The 21,142-nt window shown below is 61.0% G+C and carries 21 protein-coding genes, 1 tRNA gene and 1 riboswitch; of the genes, 11 read left to right on the plus strand and 11 right to left on the minus strand.

From position 1 onward, the window contains the following. Positions 1–41: 41 nt before the first annotated feature. The gene (locus tag AB1495_RS09155; protein ID WP_074635698.1) at positions 42–1,136 is read left to right on the plus strand and encodes an alpha-hydroxy acid oxidase; all 1,095 of its coding nucleotides are present in this window, start codon (positions 42–44) and stop codon (positions 1,134–1,136) included. Here the strand turns inward: AB1495_RS09155 and AB1495_RS09160 are convergent. From AB1495_RS09160 to AB1495_RS09195, 8 genes are all read right to left on the minus strand, one after another. After that, positions 1,117–1,932, minus strand: a complete 816-nt coding sequence (locus AB1495_RS09160; RefSeq protein ID WP_074635233.1) for an energy transducer TonB — start codon at positions 1,930–1,932, stop codon at positions 1,117–1,119. The two genes, AB1495_RS09155 and AB1495_RS09160, sit on opposite strands and share 20 nt — an antisense overlap. Then, positions 1,929–2,420 carry a TonB system transport protein ExbD gene (gene exbD, locus AB1495_RS09165; protein ID WP_074635234.1) on the minus strand — a complete coding sequence of 164 codons (492 nt, stop codon included), beginning with the start codon at positions 2,418–2,420 and terminating at the stop codon, positions 1,929–1,931. The genes AB1495_RS09160 and exbD overlap by 4 nt, the downstream gene beginning before the upstream one ends. A gap of 5 nt (positions 2,421–2,425) precedes the next feature. After that, a complete protein-coding gene (exbB, locus tag AB1495_RS09170) occupies positions 2,426–3,289 on the minus strand; it encodes a tonB-system energizer ExbB (RefSeq protein WP_005851866.1) in 864 nt (287 codons plus the stop codon). Position 3,290: 1 nt separating this feature from the next. Next, positions 3,291–3,974: a Fe2+-dependent dioxygenase gene (locus AB1495_RS09175; RefSeq protein WP_074635235.1), complete on the minus strand. Its 684-nt coding sequence runs from the start codon at positions 3,972–3,974 to the stop codon at positions 3,291–3,293. 65 nt (positions 3,975–4,039) lie between these two features. Continuing rightward, complete coding sequence (locus AB1495_RS09180; protein ID WP_244268873.1) at positions 4,040–6,466, minus strand: TonB-dependent siderophore receptor; 2,427 nt, start codon at positions 6,464–6,466, stop codon at positions 4,040–4,042. 186 nt (positions 6,467–6,652) lie between these two features. Next, entirely contained in the window at positions 6,653–7,129 is a 477-nt protein-coding gene (locus AB1495_RS09185; protein ID WP_005851872.1) for a hypothetical protein, read from the minus strand. Next, the gene (gene hemP, locus AB1495_RS09190; RefSeq protein WP_009826214.1) at positions 7,126–7,290 is read right to left on the minus strand and encodes a hemin uptake protein HemP; all 165 of its coding nucleotides are present in this window, start codon (positions 7,288–7,290) and stop codon (positions 7,126–7,128) included. The genes AB1495_RS09185 and hemP overlap by 4 nt, the downstream gene beginning before the upstream one ends. Positions 7,291–7,647: 357 nt before the next feature. Beyond that, entirely contained in the window at positions 7,648–9,291 is a 1,644-nt protein-coding gene (locus tag AB1495_RS09195; protein ID WP_074635237.1) for a BCCT family transporter, read from the minus strand. A gap of 366 nt (positions 9,292–9,657) precedes the next feature. Here AB1495_RS09195 and AB1495_RS09200 point away from each other — a divergent pair, with 366 nt between their 5' ends. From AB1495_RS09200 to AB1495_RS09210, 3 genes are all read left to right on the plus strand, one after another. Then, on the plus strand, positions 9,658–10,419 hold the full coding sequence (locus AB1495_RS09200; RefSeq protein ID WP_005851877.1) for a hypothetical protein: 762 nt from the start codon (positions 9,658–9,660) through the stop codon (positions 10,417–10,419). Between the two features lie 36 nt (positions 10,420–10,455). Beyond that, positions 10,456–10,634, plus strand: a riboswitch (cobalamin riboswitch). A 49-nt stretch (positions 10,635–10,683) separates the two neighbouring features. Further along, complete coding sequence (gene bluB, locus AB1495_RS09205; protein ID WP_009826217.1) at positions 10,684–11,364, plus strand: 5,6-dimethylbenzimidazole synthase; 681 nt, start codon at positions 10,684–10,686, stop codon at positions 11,362–11,364. Between the two features lie 238 nt (positions 11,365–11,602). After that, positions 11,603–12,601, plus strand: a complete 999-nt coding sequence (locus AB1495_RS09210; protein ID WP_005851883.1) for a hypothetical protein — start codon at positions 11,603–11,605, stop codon at positions 12,599–12,601. A 202-nt stretch (positions 12,602–12,803) separates the two neighbouring features. Here AB1495_RS09210 and AB1495_RS09215 read toward each other — a convergent pair. After that, a tRNA-Thr gene (locus AB1495_RS09215) sits at positions 12,804–12,878 on the minus strand. Positions 12,879–12,962: 84 nt separating this feature from the next. Between AB1495_RS09215 and AB1495_RS09220 the strand changes: the two genes are divergently transcribed. The 6 genes from AB1495_RS09220 to AB1495_RS09245 all read left to right on the plus strand — a co-directional run bounded on the left by AB1495_RS09220 (position 12,963) and on the right by AB1495_RS09245 (position 17,327). Next, positions 12,963–13,163 (plus strand): hypothetical protein, encoded by a 201-nt coding sequence (locus AB1495_RS09220; RefSeq protein WP_009826219.1) that lies wholly within the window; start codon positions 12,963–12,965, stop codon positions 13,161–13,163. Between the two features lie 3 nt (positions 13,164–13,166). After that, the gene (gene murA, locus AB1495_RS09225) at positions 13,167–14,438 is read left to right on the plus strand and encodes a UDP-N-acetylglucosamine 1-carboxyvinyltransferase (protein ID WP_037943535.1); all 1,272 of its coding nucleotides are present in this window, start codon (positions 13,167–13,169) and stop codon (positions 14,436–14,438) included. Next, on the plus strand, positions 14,435–14,905 hold the full coding sequence (locus tag AB1495_RS09230; RefSeq protein WP_005851890.1) for a DUF2948 family protein: 471 nt from the start codon (positions 14,435–14,437) through the stop codon (positions 14,903–14,905). Before murA ends, AB1495_RS09230 begins: the two co-directional genes overlap by 4 nt. Positions 14,906–14,986: 81 nt before the next feature. After that, complete coding sequence (gene hisD, locus AB1495_RS09235; protein WP_074635238.1) at positions 14,987–16,288, plus strand: histidinol dehydrogenase; 1,302 nt, start codon at positions 14,987–14,989, stop codon at positions 16,286–16,288. Positions 16,289–16,382: 94 nt separating this feature from the next. After that, positions 16,383–16,862 carry a UPF0262 family protein gene (locus tag AB1495_RS09240; RefSeq protein WP_009826222.1) on the plus strand — a complete coding sequence of 160 codons (480 nt, stop codon included), beginning with the start codon at positions 16,383–16,385 and terminating at the stop codon, positions 16,860–16,862. Further along, the gene (locus AB1495_RS09245; RefSeq protein ID WP_074635239.1) at positions 16,863–17,327 is read left to right on the plus strand and encodes a low molecular weight phosphatase family protein; all 465 of its coding nucleotides are present in this window, start codon (positions 16,863–16,865) and stop codon (positions 17,325–17,327) included. A 35-nt stretch (positions 17,328–17,362) separates the two neighbouring features. On the opposite strand, the gene AB1495_RS09250 is transcribed toward AB1495_RS09245, so the two are convergent. Next, a complete protein-coding gene (locus AB1495_RS09250; protein WP_107277672.1) occupies positions 17,363–17,722 on the minus strand; it encodes a hypothetical protein in 360 nt (119 codons plus the stop codon). A gap of 156 nt (positions 17,723–17,878) precedes the next feature. Continuing rightward, positions 17,879–18,973, minus strand: a complete 1,095-nt coding sequence (locus tag AB1495_RS09255) for a porin (RefSeq protein WP_005851901.1) — start codon at positions 18,971–18,973, stop codon at positions 17,879–17,881. A gap of 355 nt (positions 18,974–19,328) precedes the next feature. On the opposite strand from AB1495_RS09255, the gene lepA reads away from it, so the two are divergent. Further along, complete coding sequence (gene lepA, locus AB1495_RS09260; RefSeq protein ID WP_037963537.1) at positions 19,329–21,128, plus strand: translation elongation factor 4; 1,800 nt, start codon at positions 19,329–19,331, stop codon at positions 21,126–21,128. Positions 21,129–21,142 lie beyond the last annotated feature (14 nt).

Consider the following 21,142-nt stretch of genomic DNA (forward strand, 5'->3'; position numbering starts at 1 on the left):
AGTCGCTTGTGGCGGCGGACGTTTTGCGCGATCTGTGGGGTATGCCTGTGACCTTGTCAGATTTCGAAGCCTCCGCCCACGCGACCCTTGCCGCTGATGTGTTTGCCTACCTCGAAGGCGGCGCAGAAGGGGAGCTGTCGCTGCGCCAGAACCGCGCCAGCTTTGGCCGGATCGGAGTGTTGCCACGCCTGTTGGCGGACTGTGCAGGCGGCCATACGCGCACGACGATATCGGGGCAGCCCGCGGCGCATCCGATCATGGTCGCGCCAATGGCATTCCAACGGCTGTTCCACACGGATGGCGAAACTGCGATTGCAATGGCCGCTGCCGCTCAAGACGCGGTGATGGTGGTCAGCTGCCAGACCAGCACGGCGCCCGAAGACATCGCCACCATTCCGGGGCGACGCTGGTTCCAGCTTTATATGCAGGCGGATCACGATAGCACGATGACTTTGGTCAACCGCGCGGTGGACTGCGGGGCAGAGGCGCTGGTGGTGACGCTTGACGCGCCGATCAACGGCCTGCGCGACCGCGAGGTTGCCGCGGGCTTCGTGCTGCCAGATGGCGTGCGCCCCGTGATGCTGGACCCGCTGCCGCAGCCGCCGCGACCGCAGTTGCAAGACGGGCAGAGCGTGGTGTTCGACGGGATGATGGTCTTTGCCCCCACATGGGCAGACCTGACGCGGCTGATCGCGGACAGCCCCGTTCCGGTGATCATCAAAGGCTGTCTGCGTGCCACGGATGCGCGGCGGTTTGTCGATGCCGGTGTTGCGGGGATCGTCGTGTCAAACCACGGGGGCAGGGTGCTGGATACTGTTCCGGCCCCCGTCACGCAATTGGCCGCCGTGGTGCAGGCGGTGGGGCAGGATGTGCCGGTCTATCTGGATGGCGGCATCCGGCGCGGGAGCGATGTGTTCAAGGCGCTGGCGCTAGGGGCCGAGGCTGTGCTGGTCGGTCGCCCCGTGATGCACGGGTTGATCGTCGACGGGGCACGCGGGGCCAGTCAGGTGTTGCGTCGCTTACGGGACGAGCTGGAAGTGACGATGGCCCTATGCGGCTGCGCAACAGTCGCGGACATCACCCCCGATATGATCACAGCCTTCGGCGGCGACCCGATCAGCGAAAGCGATAGCTGATCGGGATTGCCAGATTGAACGGGCCGGCACCCATGGCAGAGGGCGGGCGCGGCAGTGTTTGCAGCCGGTCAAAGATATCCAGCGCCGCCTGATCCAGCACGGGCCAGCCGGAGGATTTGGAAACCTCGCGCGCTTTGATCTGACCGTATTGATCCAACGTGAAGGCCACGGTTGTGGTCCCCTCGGCGCGGGCTTCGCGGGCGCGGCGGGGGTAGTCCTTGGCCGCGTTCAACGCCAGAACCAGCGATTTTTGCCAATCCGTGATCTCTGCCCGTTCGGCATCTGTCAGCCCCTGTTCCTTGGCCGCGCTTTGGTCCTGTTCGTCCTGACCCGCGCTTGCCTTGGGGGCGGCAGCCGTGCTTTGCGCGGCGTTCTCGTTTTCGGTCTCTTCCTGCAACTCGGTCGGCGTTTCGGTCGCCTCCTTGTCGGTGTCGACTTCCTGATCGGGGTTGGCGATCTTGAACTGCAGTTCGGGGTCGTCCGGCGTGTGCGGTATCTGTGCCAGCAGCGGATCGTTCGACGCTTTGGCTTCCTCGCGTTCGGCCGGGCTTTCGAGCGTGGCTTGGCTATCCTCGGCGGGTGGCCCGTCGGGGAGGTCGGTTTCAGGCGCGGCCATGATCATCTCGACCTCGGCCAGATCGATCAGCTCGCGGCCCTGAATGCCCGCTTCTTCCGGTGGCTCGTAGGGCGCGGCCTGTGTCAGCCAAAGTGCGACCAGCGCGCCATGCACGCCGATGCTCAGCCCGGCCCCCAGCATCAACCCGGCACCATATCGCGGGGCGTAGGCAAAGCTCATTCTGCGGTGTCCTGCGCAGCGGGGGCAGGCGAAGCGGTTGCCACGTCACCTGCCGCCGCAGGGGCGGCCCCGCCCTCGTCCTCAAGCCCGACGAGGCCGATCTTCAGATAGCCTTCGCTGCGCATGCGGTTCATCACGGCCATCACCTCGCCATAGGGAACCGAACGATCAGCATTGATATAGATGCGCGTGCCCAGATCCAGACGGGTCAGGATGCCAAGCCGCATGTTCAGATCCCCCAAGGATACCTCTTCTTCGCCCACGCTCAGGCTGAGGTCCTGATGGATGGTGACAAAGACCGGATCATCGGGGCGCGGCGCGGGTTTGCCGGTGGCGACCGGCAGCTCTACGTTGACGTCCACGGTAGACAGCGGGGCCGCCACCATAAAGATGATCAGCAGCACCAGCATCACGTCGATAAACGGTGTGATGTTGATATCCGCATTGGGGGCAAGATCGTCGCCGCCGTCAGAAAGTCGCACGCCCATCGGGGTTACTCCGCTGCCAGTTTGGTGGCGATATCAGGGGTGGTATGAGGCACGTCGGCGGTACGCTCTGCACGGTCCAGATCACGCGACAGGCAGCGCTCCACCAGCGCCGCGGCATCCCCCACACGCGCGCGGTAGCCGGTGACGACGCGGGTGATGTGGTTATAAAGCAGCACGGCGGGGATCGCGGCGACCAGACCGATGGCGGTGGCCAGCAGCGCTTCGGCGATACCTGGGGCGACGACGGTCAGGCTGGTGCTGCCGCTTTCAGCGATGCCGATAAAGCTGTTCATGATGCCCCAGACCGTGCCGAAAAGCCCGATGAACGGTGCCGTCGACCCGATGGAGCCCAAGATCATCGCACCAGACTGCATCGAGCGCGCGGCCCCCGCTTCGATCCGCGAAAGCTCGGATGCGACGCGTTCCTTGATGCCCGCCTTGTTCAACCCGTCAGAGATGTCGATCTCGGCCAAGGCGGCGCGGATCATGGCGCGCATGGGGCCGGAAAAGGATTTCGCCTGCGCGCCTTTGACGGCACCTGCTTTGGCAAGCTTGCGGTAGGACCGGCGCAGCCGTGCGTTGGCCCAGCTCACCTGCAGGATCTTGCCCGCCCACACGGCCCAGCCCAGAACCGAGGCGATGGCCAGCCCGAACATCACCGCCTTCACGACGATATCGGCCCCCATGAACATCGCCAGCGGCGAATGGCCACCCTGTTGCGCGGCGACGCGCATCGGCTCGGACAGGGCAGGGCCGATCCATTCGTCAGCCCATGTGATCAGCGCGATATTGACCGACGCGGTGTCGGCTGCGGCCAGTTGCGGGGTTGCGACAAGGACGGCCGCCAGAAGGATGCTTGGAAATTTCATATCAGGTCTCTGCCCATTGTCGGATGAGGTTGTGGTAGATGCCGGTCAGGCGCACAGCGGTCGGGTCGTTCAGACCCGCGCTGGCCGACAGCTCTTGGATGGATTGATCCAGATCGAAGAGAATCTCGCGCTGGCCGCCGTCGCGGATCATCGACTGCACCCAGAAGAAGGACGCAACACGCGCACCACGGGTGACAGGCGTGACCTGATGCAGCGAGGTTGACGGATAAAGCACGCAGTGCCCCGCCGGCAGTTTGACCGACTGGGTGCCGTAGTTGTCTTCGATGACCAGCTCGCCACCGTCATAGTCGTCGGGGTCATTCAGGAACAGCGTGCACGACAGGTCGGTCCGCAGCCGCTGGCCGGTTTGCGGGTTCACGCGGATGGCATTGTCGACATGCACGCCGAAGGTCTCTGCCTCTTCGTAGCGGTTGAACATCGGGGGCAGGACATGCAGCGGGAGGGCAGCGGAAACCCACGTGGGGTTGCCCATCAACCGCTGGAGCACCAGCGTCTGCAGATCAGGCAGAACGGGGCTGTCGAGGGGAATTTGCTGATTGTGCTTGGTTTGCGCCGATTGCGCGCCAGCGGTGTTGCGGCCGTCGTCCCATCGGGCCGTGTCGATCACGGATCGGATATGGGCAACTTCCTGCGGTGACAGGATATTTTCGACGCAAAGCAACATGGTGTATCCTTTCGAGGGGATCGGCTGGCGGCGCGGGTCTGCGCCGCCAGCCTTGGGTGTGTGGTTTAGAACTTCATGCTGACAGAGATGGACGCAGAGCGACCCGGTGCCACATAGACGAACGGCGTGCCGGAGCGGTACAGCGCGTCATAGTAGGTTTCGTCCAGCACGTTATCGATGCGGAAGTTGACCGAGGCATCATCCGTGATGTGGTAATCCGCCATCAGGTCAAAGCGCCAGTAGCTGGGCAGCTCGTTGCCGTTGGTGGCCGCGAATGTGCCGCCCTGAACGCTGCCGCGCCATGTGGCTTGGCCGCCGAAGCTCCACTGGTCGTTGTAGTCGTAACGGGCCAGTACGTTAAACTGCTCGTGCGCGATATTCGCGAACTCTTCGCCAACGTTGTCGGGGTTGCTGCTTTTCAGCACTTCGCTGTCCATCAGGGTCGCACCGCCGAACAGGCTCAGCTTTTCGGTGATGTTGCCGCCAAAGCCCAGTTCGATCCCGCGGACGCGGTATTCACCGGTCGCGGTGGTCACAACAGGTGCGCCGCGGCCGCCTGTGCTTTCACGGGCGTTGTCCTTGGTGGTTTGGAACAGCGCAGCGGTGGCGGTCAGGTTGCCGAACTGCCATTTGGTGCCCAGTTCAATCGCGGTGTTTTCTTCGGGCTCCAGCAGCAGGTTCGAGGAATCGATCCCGTTGTAGCTGCCGCCGCCTGCGTCCAGTTCATCCCCGACAGGGTTGGTGGAGGTGGCATAGGACAGATAGATCGACCCGTTGTCGCGGGGTTTCCAGACAACACCGGCATTCCAGTTGAACATGGTGTCATCGCGCGACAGCGTATCGGCACCGGCTTCCGTGGTGGTCCGGCTGACGCTGTAGTCATCCAGACGGGCACCAAGGTTCAACTGCCACTGCGGATTAAAGGTGATCGTGTCGTTCAGATACAGCGACCGTGTGGTGACATCGGTCAGCGTGGCATCTGCACTGCGGACAGGTGTCGCTGTCGAACAGCCGCTGACATCGGGGTTGTAGATCGCGACGGAGCACCCTTCGAGACGGTCCTCGGCAGTGCCGCCCCCCACTTCGGAGGATAGGCCGACATAGCCGCGCTGGCTGATCTCTTCACGCGACAGCGCAAAGCCCGCGATCATGTCATGGCGCGCCGACCCGGTGTTGAAGCCAAAGGAAAGCTCGCTGGTGTTCGACGCCACTTCGTTGACCTGATACCGGCTTTTGGGGGAGGCCGTCAGCGTCCAGTTCTGCGGATCGGCATCCGAGGTGTCAGGGCGTTCAGGTGCCGACACGATATAGTCGTTCTCGGTCCGGCTGAGACGGGAGCGGTTGGTGAAGGTCATGCCCGGTGTGATTTCAAAGGTCGCGCCGAAGGTGGCAACGCTTTGTGTCGCATCGTGGAAATCGCGGTCTGGGTTGCCGTAGAATGTGTCACGGTCCAGCGTCGGACGGCCTGCAGCGGATTCGGTGAAGGGCACGCCGTTGGTGCCATCCCATGGCACACCCCAGTCCGGCATCTGTTTCATCTGCAGCTGGTAGGCTTCGAAATCCAGTGTCAGACGGTCGGTCGCTTCGTATTCGGCAGCGATGGACAGACCCAGACGGTCGTCTTTGCTCCCGTCGCGGCCGGCAACGTCGCTGACTTGGGCGACGGCACCGATGCGGGTCTTGAAGCGGTCGTTCCAGACCTTGTTCCAGTCGACTTCCTGACGCGCCAGATCGGCGGTGCCAAAGGTCGTGGTGGTTTTGACAAAGTCCGTGTTCTGCGCCTTTTTAGTCACCAGATTGACCGCGCCGCCCGTGGTGGAACGCCCACCGATGGAGCCGGACGGGCCTTTGGTAATCTCGACCTGTTCGGCCATAAATGTTTCGCGCACGGCCACGCCGGAATCGCGCACGCCGTCGATGAAGACGTCGTTGGAGGACCGGAAACCGCGGATGAACAGAACGTCGCCGAATGCGTTGCCGCCTTCGCCGGTGCCCAATGTGATGCCGGGGGTGGTGCGGGCGAGCTCACGCACCGATGTCGCGTTCTTGTCGCGCAGCACTTCCTGGGTGACTGCGGTAACGGTGCGCGGTGTATCGACCAGCGGTTGCGTCAGCAGCGAGTTGCCCGATTGAACGGCCTGATATCCGGCTTCGGGGTTGGCGTAGGGCGACAGACCGTTCTCGCCGGCGACGGGCGCGGCGGGGGCAGCAGCAACGGGGGCCTCGGCCACGACGGGTGCAGGGGCGGGTGCCGGTGTCGCGCGGGGTGCAGGGGCCGCCGCGGCGCGTTTCTTGGCGGGTTGTGGCTTGGGCTTGGCGGCCTGCGGCTCTGAGGTTTCAACGTCGATACCGGGAAGCAGCAGCGGCTCGTCGCTGGATTGCGCATAAAGTGCTGCAGGAGACGTCGCGCCGATGGCGGCGGCCGTCATCATGCCGATGCTGCGGCTGGCCGTGTGGCCACGCAAGCTGTGTGGTGTTTTCGTCTGAGTCATATCGCCCTCGTCATTGCCCATTCGGGCTGTTTTTAGGGGGCTGGTCTGGACGATTGGCTACCTATTCACGGGCGGGTTACTAAGGCTGATAAAAACAATCAAGTATTAAACTTCGGCAACCTTACAAAAATTTCAATGGGTTGTAGCGTTGCACGTAAGGCGTTGATCGGGCGCGAGAAACGCCCGTTAATGCAGCGTCGGTGCTGCTTCCATTTGCGCGACCTCGCTTGGCGCGCTCAGGCGCATCCGTTTGAGCGCCAGCCCGAAATCCGCAGCAAGCGATGCCACCAGCGGGGCCATATCGGCGCGTACCAGCAGGGTCGCGATCAGCATCGCGTCTTCGCGCTGTCCGTCCGTGGCTGTCGCGATGAAGTTCGCAAAGCAGGATTCGTCCGATCCCAGACATTTGCACGTGACCGAATGGCGCATCAAAGGCCGCCGCCCGAACCGTGCACAAAGCGAGCATAGCTGTTCAAACGTAGCGAGCGCCTTGCTCCCGTTGGTGTGGCCGAGGACGCTGGCAAAATCGCTGCTGACTTTTTCCTGTGCGTCAGGCCCGTCACACCACATCCGCAAATAGATGACCGACGCGGCCTGAAGGCTGTCCAGCTCTGTGATGAACCCTACCGGGGCACCGCCGGGGTGCTGATGTGCGTCATTCATTTGGTCAGGATCAATTTGCCAGCGCGTGTGATTCGCAAGGTGTAGGTCTGGGTATCCAGCACGATTTGGGCCAGATCTCCGCCTTCGGTCAGGTCGCGGGCAGAGTAGGTCGGCAGCGCGTTCATCGGGGCTTGGGTCTTTGGGGGGGCATGAAATGTCATAGGGCTGCTCTATCAATGGTCATGGAAAAGGAACGTTGCACGCGGCACCGATCATCAGGCAGCCCTGCGGCTTGGTCCTGACGGTGAACGGCAGTCTGCGTTCTGGGGAATGGTCTCATCGTGGGACTCCTCACATCATATGTGTCGGGCGTCCCCGTGATCACAGGCGGGGTGGCTAGACGTTTCCATAAACCTGATTGAAATTATAGGGTATGTCAATCCGACAGTTTTAGTCGGAATACTTTGGGCGCATTTTTGTTTGTCTGTGTCGTGCAAAAGAATACCCCCCGCAGCACGGGGCGGCGGGGGGTATCAGGTGCTTTGACTGGCAAAGCACACACGTCGGTAAGGGTTGCGTTATTGCGTCTTCATCTCGGCGCGCAGGCCGCGGAAGATTGCGTAGCACAGGAACAGCAGCACCACAGTAAACGGCAATCCGGTTGAGATAACCATCGACTGAAGCGACTTGAGCCCGCCCGCAGACAGCAGCAATACGATCGCTACGGCACCTTCGAAGATGCACCAGAACACGCGCTGTGGCGCAGGTGCATCGACCTTGCCGCCTGCCGTGATCGTATCGATCACCAGCGAGCCGGAGTCAGACGAGGTCACGAAGAACACGATGACCAAGACGATCCCGATCAGCGATGTGATCCCGGCAAGTGGCAGCGCATCCAGCATAGCGAACAACTGGCGTGGCAGCTCGGCTTCTTGCGCGGCTGTGTAGCCGTCGCTGATCACCTGATCGATTGCCATGCCACCAAAGACGCTCATCCACAGGACGCAAACGAGGCTCGGGATCAGCAGAACGCAGGTCAGGAACTCACGTACGGAACGGCCACGGCTGACGCGGGCGATGAACATGCCGACGAAAGGCGACCAGCTGATCCACCATGCCCAGTAGAACGATGTCCAGCCTTGCATAAAGTTCACGTCTTCACGGCCGATCGGATTGGACAGACCGGGCAGATATTCCGCATAGGCCAGCAGCGATGACCCGAAAGTCGACAGGATCGCCAGCGTTGGTCCGACCAGCAGCACGAAGGCCAACAGCAAAAACGCCAGACCCATGTTGATCTCTGACAGGACTTTGACACCGCCATCAAGGCCGCGCAGCACGGACACGGTCGCAATCGCGGTGATGCCGGTGATCAGCAGAACCTGAGTTGTTGGACCAACCGCCACACCAAAGAGCTCGTTCAAGCCCGCGTTGGCTTGCGTGGCGCCCAGACCAAGCGATGTCGCCAGACCAAAGAGCGTTGCAAATACGGCGAGAATGTCGATCACGTGACCGGGCCAGCCCCAGACGCGTTCCCCCAGGATCGGGTAAAAGGCAGAGCGGATAGTCAGGGGAAGACCCTTGTTATAGCTGAACAGCGCCAGCGCCAGACCAACAACGGCATAGATCGCCCAGGGGTGCAGGCCCCAGTGGTAGATCGTGGCCGCCATACCCAGACGCACCGCTTCGGCCTGATCGCCCGCGGCCGCGCCCAAAGGTGCCCAATCGGTGCGCAGGCCGTCTTCGCCAACAGCGGTGCCGCCCATGGAGCTCGAGAAATGCGATAGCGGTTCAGAGACGCCATAGAACATCAGACCGATGCCCATGCCCGCCGCGAACAGCATCGAGAACCATCCAAGGTAGGTATAGTCGGGGCTTGCTTCGGCCCCGCCAAGACGCACACGGCCCAAAGGCGTGATGATCAGGAACAGGCAGAACAGCACAAAGATGTTGCCGGCAGAGATAAAGAACCAGTCAAAGCCCTTTGTCACCGACGAGAACAGCCATGTGAACAGCGCGCCAGACTGTTCGGGCAGCGCGAGTGTATAGAATACAAAGGCAACAATACACACACCCGAGATCGCGAAGACCGGGTTGTGAATGTCGAAGCCGAAGGGCCCCACGCTGCCTTCTTTGTTGTCTTGGCCGATCTCGTAATCCGTGTCGATTACGGCAGCGGCCCCGTCGGGTGTCGGGATACCCGGCGACGTTTCATCTGTCATTAGATGCTCTCCATTTTATGTATTTGCGACTAATCATAGCGCAACTCCGACAAAACGACCACCGCTGCGCGGGAATTAAGTAAATGAATATCATGGCTTAGCCCCCGGATGCGGGCTTGACGCCCCGTTTGCGGGTCGCGGGCTATGCGTTTTTTCCGTGCTTTACCGCGAATCCCCTCTTTGGATTCGGGTGAAACAACGGGGCGGATCCGCGTGCCGCAATGCCCAAGCCCGTCTGAACGGAGGGGGCAACCGCACCGCGGGATAGCGCCCTATCCCAAAAGATATGCCGTCCTATCCGTCCATGGCCCCGACCCACCTGCTTGCGCAAATGAAAGCGTGGGCGTCTGCGGTCACCATGGTCCCATGACAAATTTTTTCATCATGGGGGATGATATGAAAGTTACTTGCACACTACCAATTATCGCAACCGCGGCACTTCTGGCCGCTACCACTGTCAGCGCCGAAGGGTTCAGCCTGTCCGGTGCGCGCTCTGCCATGCAAAGCGACATCTCGTTCAACGTCATGCAATCCGCAGGGCAGGGGCAGATCAAGCTGCGCCATAAGGTCCAGCCCAAAGCGCAGGTCCGGTCCAAGACCGTGAGCAGCCGCAGCCGGTCTTTCCAAGAGCTCAGCGGGGTCAGCACTGCCGCCGACCTTAAAAGTCTCATCGCTTGGGCCGAGGCAGGTCCGAAGGGCTATGACGCCGTGCAATACGGGGCCAAACGGCTGCCGCCACAGCGTCCGACGCAAATGACCATCGGCGAGATCTACCGCTGGATCGACCGCACGCCGGGCCAACCGCATGCCATCGGTCGATATCAGTTCATTCCGTCCACACTGCGCAGTCTGGTGCGACAGGCGGGCCTGAGCAAGAATGACCGCTTTACCTCGGCGGTGCAGGACGGGCTGGCGGATATCCTTCTGGTCGATGCGGGGTTTAACGCCTTCAAGAAAGGCAAGATCAGCCGCCACCGCTTTATGGAAAACCTCGCGCGTATCTGGGCTGGTTTCCCGACCTCTAACGGGCGGTCCTATTATCACGGCTATGCAGGCAACAAGGCCGTCATCTCGTGGAACGAGTTCGACGCCGTAATGAAGAAGATTTTCGCAACCAAACGCGGCTGATCCCCGCGTTAGGGCTTGTTCCGGGCGGACAGCCGTGGCCCAATGGCCGGGTCTGGTGTCCGCCCCGCGGAAGAATCGGGAAGCTGGTGAAACTCCGGCACGTGCCCAACGCTGTAATGGGGATGGTTTGCGCATAGGCCACTGGATTATTCCGGGAAGGCGCGCGGACCAGACGACCCTAAGTCAGAAGACCGGCCAGACAGTACAGCTTGCCCCGCATGGACAGCGGGATTGGCGCATAAACGTATTGTTGGGGACTGAACAATGCCGATACCCTCTGCGCTGGCACCCGCCGCGCCTTTTTCAGATGCTGAACGCGACGCCGTCTACAAGGCGATCTTTACCCGCCGCGATGTACGCGATCAGTTTTTACCCGATCCAGTGGCCGAGGATGTGTTGCACCGCATACTGACCGCCGCGCATCACGCACCGTCCGTCGGGTTGTCACAGCCGTGGAATTTCATCGTCATCCGCGATCAGGCCGCACGCGATCAGGTCTGGCAAGCCTTCAACCGCGCCAACGAGGAAGCCGCCCAGATGTTCGAGGGCGACCGCCAGACAACCTACAGGTCGCTGAAGCTCGAAGGCATCCGCAAGGCGCCGGTCAATATCTGCGTGACCTGTGACCGCAGCCGTGGCGGTAAGGTCGTGCTGGGGCGCACCCATAATCAAAGCATGGATCTTTATAGCACCGTCTGCGCGATCCAGAACCTCTGGCTTGCCGCCCGCGCCGAGGGCATCGGGATGGGCTGGGTCAGCGTGTTCCGCGATGCCGATCTGCGTGACCTGTTGAAGATCCCCGACCGGATAGAAATCGTCGGCTACCTGTGTCTGGGCCACGTGGACGAGCTTTACCAGACGCCCGAACTTGAGGTGAAAGGCTGGAGCAAACGGCTCCCCGTGGACGAGATGATCTTTGACGGTACGTGGCAGGGCGACCCGTAGTCACCGTCCGTCCCGCTCACGTTGTCATCTCCCGCAGTACGGGTAATTTGCGCGGTCAGCGGAACTATGCCGGTTCCCTGACGTTGCCTTTGTGAAGCCAGTGCATCCCGCGTCTGGCACGCAAAGAGGAAGTATTCAAAATGGGCGGTATCATTTATCTCGTTGGTCTTGTGGTCGTGGTTATGGCGGTGCTGTCGCTGGTCGGCTTGGCGTAAGCAAACGCCGGGGAGGCATTTACATGAACACGACACTCACTGAAAAAACTGCCGATGGATCCTATGTCGACTGGCCCGCAATTTTCGCGGGCACTGTTGTCGCTGTGGCGATTGGCCTCTTGCTGACCACCTTCGGCGCGGCACTTGGCCTGTCGTCGATCACGCTGGACGGAACCGACAATTCATCGACGCTTGAACTGGTGCTGACCGCGCTGTGGATGGTGATCACGCTGGTCGCCTCCTATCTGGCCGGTGGTTATATCGCGGGCCGCATGCGCCGCCGCGTCGAAAGCGCCACGGATGATGAAGTCACTGCACGTGACGGGATCAACGGTCTGGTTGTTTGGGGCCTCGGCTCTGTGATCACCGCCGTGATGCTATCAAGCGCGCTGAGCTTTGCAGCCAATACTGCCGGCAACGTCGCAGCGGGTGCAGGCAAAGCGGCTGGTACGGTCGTCGAAGCTGCGGGCTCTGCCGTGGGAGGTGCTGCCTCCGGACTGGCCGATGCGGCGGGTGCTGCCATCCCGGATGAGGCCAAGAATGATCCGACAGATTACCTGTCGAACCAGCTTCTGCGCCCCAATCAGGTCGACCCCCTGACAGCCGATCCCGAGCAATTGGCAGAGCAGACCGCCAGCATTGTTGCGAATATCTACCGCACGGGTGAGGTGAGCGAGGAAGACCGGACCTATCTTGCCGGCGCTGTTGCCGCACGCACCGATCTGACCCAGGCGCAGGCGAAAGAGCGTGTGGACCAGATTGTGACCCAAGCGCAGGAAGCACGTCAGGAAGTCGAAGACGCTGTTGCCGCCGCCAAGGCCGAGGCTGAACAAGCTGCGGCAGAGGCGAAAGAAGCAGCGGTTGAGGCTGCGCAAACCGCGCGTAACGCCGGTATCCTGACCGCCTTTGTGCTGGCCGCTGCGTCGCTGATTGCCGGTGTGGCATCTGTCGCAGGGTCGGTCCATGGGGGTCGCCACCGCGATCAGGGCCGTCTGTTTGCCGGTCTGACATATCGCGGCTAAATTGCTTCACGTGAAAATCAAAACCCCGGCGGCGCAAGCGGTCGGGGTTTTCTTATACCATCGTGATTCGGGATGTTCCGGGGCAGGGAACGCTGCGACGCCTTCAGGCGCATCCATGGCACATGCCAAAACCGCAATGCCAGATAAATAAGGCCAGCTAAATAAGGCATCAGGGCAAAGCGATATGTTTAAAGGGGGGATCTGGTGCTGAAGGGGAGGATTGAACTCCCGACCTCGTCATTACCAATGACGCGCTCTACCACTGAGCTACTCCAGCACTGTGGGCGGGTGATTAGACCCATTCGCAATATGGTGCAAGCGTAATCTGGACCATATCGGTCCGCTGCGCTAGACAATCGACATGTCAAAGGATACCGCCCCACAAAAGCCGCCAAAACCCAATGTATTGCGGGAAGACAGGCTGAAAGCCGCGCTGAAAGCCAATATGGGCCGACGCAAGGCACAAGCGCGTGCGCGCAGCGACAAAAGCCAAAGCGACGACACGCAAAATAATAACGCGCAGACAGATAACGGGCCGACCGGCCAAACCAAGGAAGGCTGAACGATGGATTCGATTGTGGTCAAAGGCGGCGGTGCGCTGTCGGGACAAATTCCGATTGCGGGGGCCAAGAACGCCTGTCTGACGCTTATGCCCGCGACCCTGCTGTCCGAAGAGCCGCTGACGCTGACCAACGCGCCGCGTCTGTCCGACATCCGCACCATGACCGAATTGCTGCGGTCCCTGGGGGCAGAGGTGACATCGATGCAGGACGGTCAGGTTCTGGCGATGTCGTGTCATGGCGAGATCAACACGCGCGCCGAATATGACATCGTGCGCAAGATGCGCGCGTCGAACCTTGTGCTGGGGCCGCTGCTGGCCCGCGAAGGGCACGCGCAGGTATCACTGCCGGGCGGCTGCGCGATTGGTGCGCGTCCGATGGATATTCACACCGATGGTCTGGCCCTGATGGGCGCAGAGATCGACTTGCGTGACGGCTATCTGCACGCCAAGGCGCAAGGCGGGGCATTGAAAGGTGCGGTCATCGACTTCCCCTTTGCCTCTGTCGGCGCGACCGAGAACATCATGATGGCGGCGACCTTGGCCAAGGGCACGACGGTGATCAACAACGCCGCCCGCGAGCCCGAGATCGTGGATCTCGCGGATTGTTTGCGTGCCATGGGCGCGCAGATCGAAGGCGACGGCACCAGTCGGATCGAGATTCAGGGCGTTGACCGTCTGCATGGGGCCACCCACCGTGTTGTGACCGACCGGATCGAACTGGGCACCTATATGCTCGCCCCGGCGATGTGCGGTGGCGAGGTTGAATTGCTGGGCGGGCGCATCGACCTGCTGTCGGCTTTCTGCGAAAAGCTTGACGCGGCAGGGATCGACGTGACCGAGACGGACAAGGGTCTGAAAGTCGCGCGGCGCAATGGCGTGATCAACGCGGTTAATGTCACGACTGAACCTTTCCCCGGTTTCCCCACCGACCTGCAAGCCCAGATGATGGCGCTGCTGTGTACAGCGGACGGTACCTCGGTGCTGGAAGAGAAAATCTTCGAGAACCGCTTTATGCACGCGCCCGAGCTGATCCGCATGGGGGCCGATATCGAGGTCCACGGCGGCACCGCGACGGTTCACGGGGTCAAAAAGCTGAAAGGTGCGCCGGTGATGGCGACCGATCTGCGCGCGTCGATTTCCCTGATCCTTGCCGGTATGGCCGCCGAAGGCGAAACGCGCGTCAGCCGTGTCTACCATCTGGATCGCGGGTACGAACATGTGGTGGCTAAACTGCGCGGCGTGGGCGCAAATATTGAACGGATCAAAGACCAATGACCGAAGATGCACGTTTCGAAGACGGGCGCGAAGCCCCGCTGAACCTCGGCGCGCTGGATGCCGATGACCTCAAGGTGATCTCCTCGCTGGCGCAGGATGCCGTGTTTCCGGGATCGGAGATGCGCTGGCTGCAAAAAGAGGGGCGCTTTGCCCTGCTGCTGAACCGCGTGCGGTGGGAAGACGCGGGCAAATCGCGCCACGCCCCGGAACGCGTGCAAACAATCTTGATGTTCAGCAACGTGCAGCGCGTGTCCAGCCAAGGCGTGAACAAGGGGGATGCGGATACCATCCTGTCGCTGTTGCAGATCGAGTTCACCGAAACCGATGCGCCCTCGGGCGACGTGCTGCTGACCCTCGCGGGGGACGGTGTGATCCGGCTGACGGTCGAAGCGCTGGATGTGACCTTGAAGGATGTGACGCGCCCCTATGTGGCCCCGTCGCGCAAGCTGCCGGAACATCCGGCCTAAGCGTTCTTCCACATTCTGTGCCGTGCGGGTCGCCCGTGTGGCATCCCTTCTCAGCCCATTGCACGTTGCAAAGGACATCCGATGCCCCAATTCCTAGACTTCGATCAGCCCGATTTCGAACAGGCGTTCACCGCGCTGCTTTCTGCCAAACGTGAAGACAGCCCCGACGTGGACGACACAGTGGCCGAGATCATCGCGCAGGTGCGGTCCAAAGGCGATGCCGCCGTGATCGAGCTGACCCAGAAGTTCGACCGCATCACGCTGACCCCCGACACCCTGCGCATCACCGCTGCTGAAGTCGACGCCGCGGTTGCCGAAGTCTCGTACGCGGATCGCACAGCGCTTGAACTCGCCGCGGCGCGTATCCGTGCCTATCACGAACGGCAGCTGCCCGAGGATGCACAGTGGCAGGACGACGCCGGTGCCACGCTCGGCTGGCGGTGGAGCGCGGTATCCGCCGCAGGGCTTTATGTGCCCGGTGGTCTGGCAAGCTATCCTTCCTCTGTCTTGATGAACGCGATCCCGGCCAAGGTCGCGGGGGTAGAACGGCTTGCGATGGTCGTGCCCACGCCGGACGGGGTGCTGAACCCGCTGGTGTTGCTGGCTGCGCGGCTGGCGGGCGTTGACGAGATTTACCGCATCGGTGGGGCGCAGGCGGTGGCCGCACTGGCCTATGGCACCGACACGATCCCCCCCGTCGACAAGATCACCGGCCCCGGCAATGCCTATGTCGCTGCCGCGAAACGGCGGGTGTTTGGCAAGGTGGGCATCGACATGATCGCGGGCCCGTCCGAAATTCTGGTGATCGCGGATGGGGACAACGATGCTGACTGGATCGCCCTTGATCTGCTCAGCCAGGCCGAACACGACGAAAGCGCCCAATCGATCCTGATCACCACGGACAAGGCCTTTGGCCGCGCGGTGTCGGATGCTGTGGATGCACGGCTGGAAACGCTGGAGCGGCGGGTGATTGCGGGCACCAGCTGGCGCGAGAACGGGGCGATCATTACCGTGCCGGATCTGGCGACAGCCGCCAAGCTGAGCAACCGTATCGCACCTGAACACCTTGAACTTTGTGTCGCGGATGTGGATGCGCTAAGCGCGCAGATCACCCACGCCGGGGCGATCTTCCTTGGTCAATGGACGCCCGAGGCGATTGGCGATTACGTGGGCGGGCCGAACCACGTGCTGCCCACGGCGCGCTCTGCACGGTTTTCCAGCGGGCTGTCTGTGCTGGACTTTATGAAGCGCACGACACTGGCACGGATGACGCCGGACGCGCTGCGCACGATCGGCCCGTCGGCGGAACGTCTGGCGCGATCCGAAAGCCTTGAGGCGCACGGTCTGTCGGTCACCGCAAGGCTGCGCAAACTGAACGACTGACGCAACGGCCCTTTGCCCGGCCCGCCGATGTCAATTGTAGAACCCCGCCGCCCGGTCTAAGGTCGGCGGGATAGACACTAAATGAGACGTCCCCATGTCCCGGATCACGCATATCGCGCTTGACGACGCGAACCTGCCCCCGCCCACGCCCGAGATAGAGCAAGAGCGCAAGGTCGCCATGTTTGATCTGCTGGAGGACAACGTCTTTACCCTGCCGTCGCGCGATGATCGCCCGGTGCCACAAGGGCCGTACCATCTGGGCCTGTCGATCCGTGATAAACGGCTGGTGTTTGATGTGAACACCGAAAGCGCTGAAAAGGCGGCGGAATTCCATCTGTCGCTGGGGCCGTTCCGGCAGGTTGTCAAAGACTATTTCCAGATTTGCGAATCCTATTTCGAGGCGGTCAAGAAATCCGCCCCCTCGCAGATAGAGACCATCGATATGGCACGGCGCGGGATTCACAACGAAGGGTCTCGGGTGTTGCAAGAGCGGCTTGAAGGCAAGGCCGAGATCGATACAGATACGGCCCGCCGCCTGTTCACCCTCATCTGCGTTCTGCACTACGGCGGCTAGATGACCCAGAAACTGCCCCAATCGGTGCTGTTTTGCTGCGATCACAACGCGGTGCGGTCGCCTATGGCCGAAGGGTTGATGAAAAAGTTCTACGGCACGGGCACCTATGTGCAATCCGTCGGCGTGATGAACGATCTGGAAATCGATGGTTTCTCTATCGCGGTGTGCCAAGAGCTCGACGTGGAACTATCCCGCCACCGGTCCCGCAGTTTCGACGAGATGGAGAATTGGGGCGATGATCTAAGCTCTTTCGATCTGATCATCGCGCTGAGCCCGGCCAGCCAACGTCGCGCGCTGGAACTGACGCGGTTCTATCATCTGACTGTGGAATATTGGCCGATCCTCGACCCGACAGGGCTGGGGGAAACGCGCGATGCCAAGATCGCGCAATACCGCGCCGCCCGTGATCAGATCAAAGACCGTCTGATTGACCGTTTCGGCCCGCCCACGCGGCCACAGATTTAGGGCAGGGGCGTACCCCTGCCGCCAGTGTCACGGTCTTAGGTGGCGCTGCACAGCGTCGATGCTGTCTGGCCATAGGCTTTCCATACAGCCCAGAAATCATTGTCGCTTTTGCGGTCGGACTGGCGTGCCTCTTGCAGGCTGTGAGGGTCCGAGAAAACGCGTACGCCACGGCGCTGTTCTGACGAAGAAAGCTCTTTGTCGGCAACGGCCTGGATACAGCCGCAGCGCGCCGCGCTCGCCTGTTTGCGCCCCGATTTCATGCAAGCGTTGTGGATCGGCCCGGTGGCGAACAAGACAGCGCCCCGGCCAAAGCCGCCGCTGGGGTTATAGCCGCGCGGTCCGCCGCAAGCGGCCAGCGTGCCAACAACACAGATCATCGTGAAAAGTCGTACCATCGTTTTGCCTCATCTCTCGGACGCCGGGTTGATCCCGAGGCTGCCCTAACTGCTGCTGGCATTTATGCCGTAAAACTGCAGATTGAGCAATTCACGATTGAGGGCGCAAAACGGAAATGCCTTTGCCCGAACAGGTCGGGCAAAGGCATGTGTTGCTTAGAACTTCCAGCGCGCACCAACGAAGGTCACGTCCAGATCCTGATAGGATGCCGACGGATCGTCGAAGTCATAGGTGCGGTGTGTTGCGTAAAGCTCGGTGTTGTACGCGTCGAGACGCTGAACAACGGCGACACCCACGGAAGAGGTGCTGGACCCTGCGACAACAAAGTCGTTCCCGTCGTAGTAATCAACGGAGAAGGATGTCGAACCCGCCGCGATGTAATCACGGGTGATGCCCGCTTTGATGTAGGCGTAGTCTGCGTCACCCGCAACGCGGCGACCTGCGGAAACCGCGAGGTTCAGACCGGTTGGTTGGTGCAGAACAGCGGCGGAGCCCATGACGAGATCGTTGCTGGTGTCGCGGAACGAATAGCCCAAGCGCGCGTCGACCGAATAGTCGCCGTAGTCTTGAACGTAGCGTGTGCCAACATCGGTGTAGTCGTTATCATCGCCCGAGCTCAGGACTTCCTGACCGTAGGAAACCGATGCGGAGAAGCCGTTGAACACAGGTGTGTCATAGCGCACGCGGAAACGGCGGCTGCCGTCGAAAGAGCCGTTGGTGTTCCCGATTGTGACGGTGGACAGGGTGCCATCCGCGAAACGCAGTTGCTGGCTGCCCGCGATGTCGCTGATGCCCACATAGGCGGCAACACCGGTGCCCGAGAAGTCAGCTTCGGCGGAGCCATCTGTCGACGTGCTGCCTTGACCAAACGAGAAGATACCCGCGTTTGGCGTGCGGTATGTCAGGTCCAGTTTGCGCAGTTCGGTGCGGTGGTAGTCGAAATCCAGGCTGTCGTCGTCGCCATTGATGGCGGAAGACCCGGTCAGGCCAAGGCCTGCTTCGAAGGTCAGACGCAGTTCGGACCCGTTTTGCAGCGCTTGGGTCATGGTCAGACCAACGCGGCTGTTGGAGTTGTCGTTGTCGATAAACGTGGTGTTTGTGTCTTCACCATCGTCAACGCTCAGAACGCCAAAGTTCAGTTGGCCGTAAACGTCCCAGACGGGGCCTTCTTGGGCCTGTGCCAGCGCGGGAAGCGACGCCAGACCAAGGGCTGCAACGGTCACTGTGCCAAGCGAGTGTTTCATCTTCATCTCAAAATTCCTTATTCGCCCGATCTGCAAGGGTGCAGACCATTTGAGAAGGCCGATCTAACGCCGCCGCCCGCGGGATAAAACCATAAGGCAGCCATACGAAATGCCGGTGTTGCAACATTGCTAAAGGGGGCGGTACCGCGCAGTACTGCCAAGCGCCTTGATATATTGGCGTTGGCGGCGGTATGCGGTTTCTGCATGGCAGGTGACCGCGAAAAAATCGCATCCCCCCTTTGACGTTTGCGATCAGAATGCAGGTAAATCCGCCGACGCGTGTTAAATGCCCTAAGGATCAAGGGGAACAGGCGATCCAGCCCATTGACCAGCGCTTGAATCCGCACCATATCCTTGCCTCATGACACCACTTTCACATATCCGCAATTTCTCCATCGTCGCGCACATCGATCATGGTAAATCCACGCTCGCCGATCGCCTGATCCAAGAGACGAACACCGTTTCCCTGCGCGATATGAAAGCGCAGATGCTCGACTCGATGGATATCGAGCGCGAGCGCGGGATCACGATCAAGGCCCAGACGGTGCGGATCAACTACACCGCCCAGAACGGAGAGGAATATATCCTCAATCTGATCGACACCCCCGGTCACGTCGACTTTGCCTACGAGGTCTCTCGCTCCATGCGCGCGGTCGAAGGATCGCTGCTGGTCGTGGACAGCACCCAAGGCGTAGAGGCGCAGACGCTCGCCAACGTGTATCACGCGATTGATGCGGATCACGAGATCGTGCCGGTGCTCAACAAGATCGACCTGCCTGCGTCCGACTGCGACCGCGTGGCGGAACAGATCGAGGATGTGATCGGGATCGATGCTTCCGAAGCGATCCGTGTTTCGGCCAAGACGGGTCAGGGCATTGTCGAAACGCTTGAAGCCATCGTGCATAAGCTGCCCGCACCAAAGGGCACGCAGGACGCGCCGTTGAAGGCGATGCTGGTCGATTCATGGTACGACAGCTATCTGGGCGTCATCGTTCTGGTGCGGATCATGGATGGTCAGCTGAAAAAAGGCGACCGTATCCGCATGATGCAGAACGGGTCGGTGCACCACGTCGACCGTATCGGCGTTTTCCGTCCCGCCATGACCGAGATCGACAGCCTCAACCCCGGCGAGATCGGGTTTCTCACCGCATCGATCAAACAGGTCCGCGACACACGGGTCGGGGATACAATCACGCACGAGAAAAAGGGCACCGAAACCCCGCTGCCGGGCTTTAAGCCAGCGCAGCCCGTGGTGTTCTGTGGTCTGTTCCCAGTGGACGCCGCTGAGTTCGAAGACCTGCGCGACAGTATCGAAAAGCTGGCGCTGAACGACGCGTCTTTCAGCTTCGAGATGGAAACATCCGCCGCCTTGGGTTTCGGCTTCCGCTGCGGCTTCCTTGGCCTGCTGCACCTTGAGGTCATTCGTGACCGGATCGAGCGCGAGTATGACATCGACCTGATCACCACCGCGCCGTCGGTTATCTATGACATCCACATGAAAGACGGCACGGTCGAGCAGTTGCACAACCCCGCCGACATGCCCGACCTGACCTTCGTGGATCACATCGAAGAACCCCGCATCAAGGCGACGATCCTTGTGCCGGATGACTATCTTGGTGACGTGCTCAAGCTGTGTCAGGACCGCCGCGGCATCCAGATGGACCTGACCTATGCGGGCAGCCGCGCGATGGTTGTTTATGATTTGCCGTTGAACGAAGTCGTTTTCGACTTCTATGACCGGTTGAAGTCCGTGACCAAGGGCTATGCCTCGTTCGACTATCAGATGATCGGCTACCGTCAGGATGCGCTGGTCAAGATGTCTATTCTGGTTAACGACGAACCTGTCGATGCGCTGAGCACTATGGTTCACCGCGACCGCGCCGAAATGCGCGGCCGTGCCATGGTTGAAAAGCTTAAAGATCTGATCCCGCGTCACATGTTCAAGATCCCTATTCAGGCGGCCATCGGCGGCAAGGTGATCGCGCGCGAAACCCTATCGGCGATGCGCAAGGATGTGACCGCGAAATGCTACGGCGGCGACGCCTCGCGGAAGCGCAAGCTGTTGGATAAACAGAAGGCGGGTAAGAAGAAAATGCGCCAGTTCGGCAAGGTCGACATCCCGCAAGAGGCATTTATCTCTGCTTTGAAGATGGACAGCTAAGACGATTATTCCAA

Source organism: Sulfitobacter pontiacus (genome assembly GCF_040790665.1).
In the GTDB taxonomy this organism is placed as follows: Bacteria; Pseudomonadota; Alphaproteobacteria; order Rhodobacterales; family Rhodobacteraceae; genus Sulfitobacter; species Sulfitobacter pontiacus.

What these genes read in the sequence shown, in the direction of transcription:
- AB1495_RS09155 (WP_074635698.1), top strand. Translation starts at nt 42, where the DNA reads ATGCCTGTGACCTTGTCAGATTTCGAAGCCTCCGCCCACGCGACCCTT.
- AB1495_RS09160 (WP_074635233.1), bottom strand. Translation starts at nt 1,932, where the DNA reads ATGAGCTTTGCCTACGCCCCGCGATATGGTGCCGGGTTGATGCTGGGG.
- exbD (WP_074635234.1), bottom strand. Translation starts at nt 2,420, where the DNA reads ATGGGCGTGCGACTTTCTGACGGCGGCGACGATCTTGCCCCCAATGCG.
- exbB (WP_005851866.1), bottom strand. Translation starts at nt 3,289, where the DNA reads ATGAAATTTCCAAGCATCCTTCTGGCGGCCGTCCTTGTCGCAACCCCG.
- AB1495_RS09175 (WP_074635235.1), bottom strand. Translation starts at nt 3,974, where the DNA reads ATGTTGCTTTGCGTCGAAAATATCCTGTCACCGCAGGAAGTTGCCCAT.
- AB1495_RS09180 (WP_244268873.1), bottom strand. Translation starts at nt 6,466, where the DNA reads ATGACTCAGACGAAAACACCACACAGCTTGCGTGGCCACACGGCCAGC.
- AB1495_RS09185 (WP_005851872.1), bottom strand. Translation starts at nt 7,129, where the DNA reads ATGAATGACGCACATCAGCACCCCGGCGGTGCCCCGGTAGGGTTCATC.
- hemP (WP_009826214.1), bottom strand. Translation starts at nt 7,290, where the DNA reads ATGACATTTCATGCCCCCCCAAAGACCCAAGCCCCGATGAACGCGCTG.
- AB1495_RS09195 (WP_074635237.1), bottom strand. Translation starts at nt 9,291, where the DNA reads ATGACAGATGAAACGTCGCCGGGTATCCCGACACCCGACGGGGCCGCT.
- AB1495_RS09200 (WP_005851877.1), top strand. Translation starts at nt 9,658, where the DNA reads ATGACAAATTTTTTCATCATGGGGGATGATATGAAAGTTACTTGCACA.
- bluB (WP_009826217.1), top strand. Translation starts at nt 10,684, where the DNA reads ATGCCGATACCCTCTGCGCTGGCACCCGCCGCGCCTTTTTCAGATGCT.
- AB1495_RS09210 (WP_005851883.1), top strand. Translation starts at nt 11,603, where the DNA reads ATGAACACGACACTCACTGAAAAAACTGCCGATGGATCCTATGTCGAC.
- AB1495_RS09220 (WP_009826219.1), top strand. Translation starts at nt 12,963, where the DNA reads ATGTCAAAGGATACCGCCCCACAAAAGCCGCCAAAACCCAATGTATTG.
- murA (WP_037943535.1), top strand. Translation starts at nt 13,167, where the DNA reads ATGGATTCGATTGTGGTCAAAGGCGGCGGTGCGCTGTCGGGACAAATT.
- AB1495_RS09230 (WP_005851890.1), top strand. Translation starts at nt 14,435, where the DNA reads ATGACCGAAGATGCACGTTTCGAAGACGGGCGCGAAGCCCCGCTGAAC.
- hisD (WP_074635238.1), top strand. Translation starts at nt 14,987, where the DNA reads ATGCCCCAATTCCTAGACTTCGATCAGCCCGATTTCGAACAGGCGTTC.
- AB1495_RS09240 (WP_009826222.1), top strand. Translation starts at nt 16,383, where the DNA reads ATGTCCCGGATCACGCATATCGCGCTTGACGACGCGAACCTGCCCCCG.
- AB1495_RS09245 (WP_074635239.1), top strand. Translation starts at nt 16,863, where the DNA reads ATGACCCAGAAACTGCCCCAATCGGTGCTGTTTTGCTGCGATCACAAC.
- AB1495_RS09250 (WP_107277672.1), bottom strand. Translation starts at nt 17,722, where the DNA reads ATGGTACGACTTTTCACGATGATCTGTGTTGTTGGCACGCTGGCCGCT.
- AB1495_RS09255 (WP_005851901.1), bottom strand. Translation starts at nt 18,973, where the DNA reads ATGAAGATGAAACACTCGCTTGGCACAGTGACCGTTGCAGCCCTTGGT.
- lepA (WP_037963537.1), top strand. Translation starts at nt 19,329, where the DNA reads ATGACACCACTTTCACATATCCGCAATTTCTCCATCGTCGCGCACATC.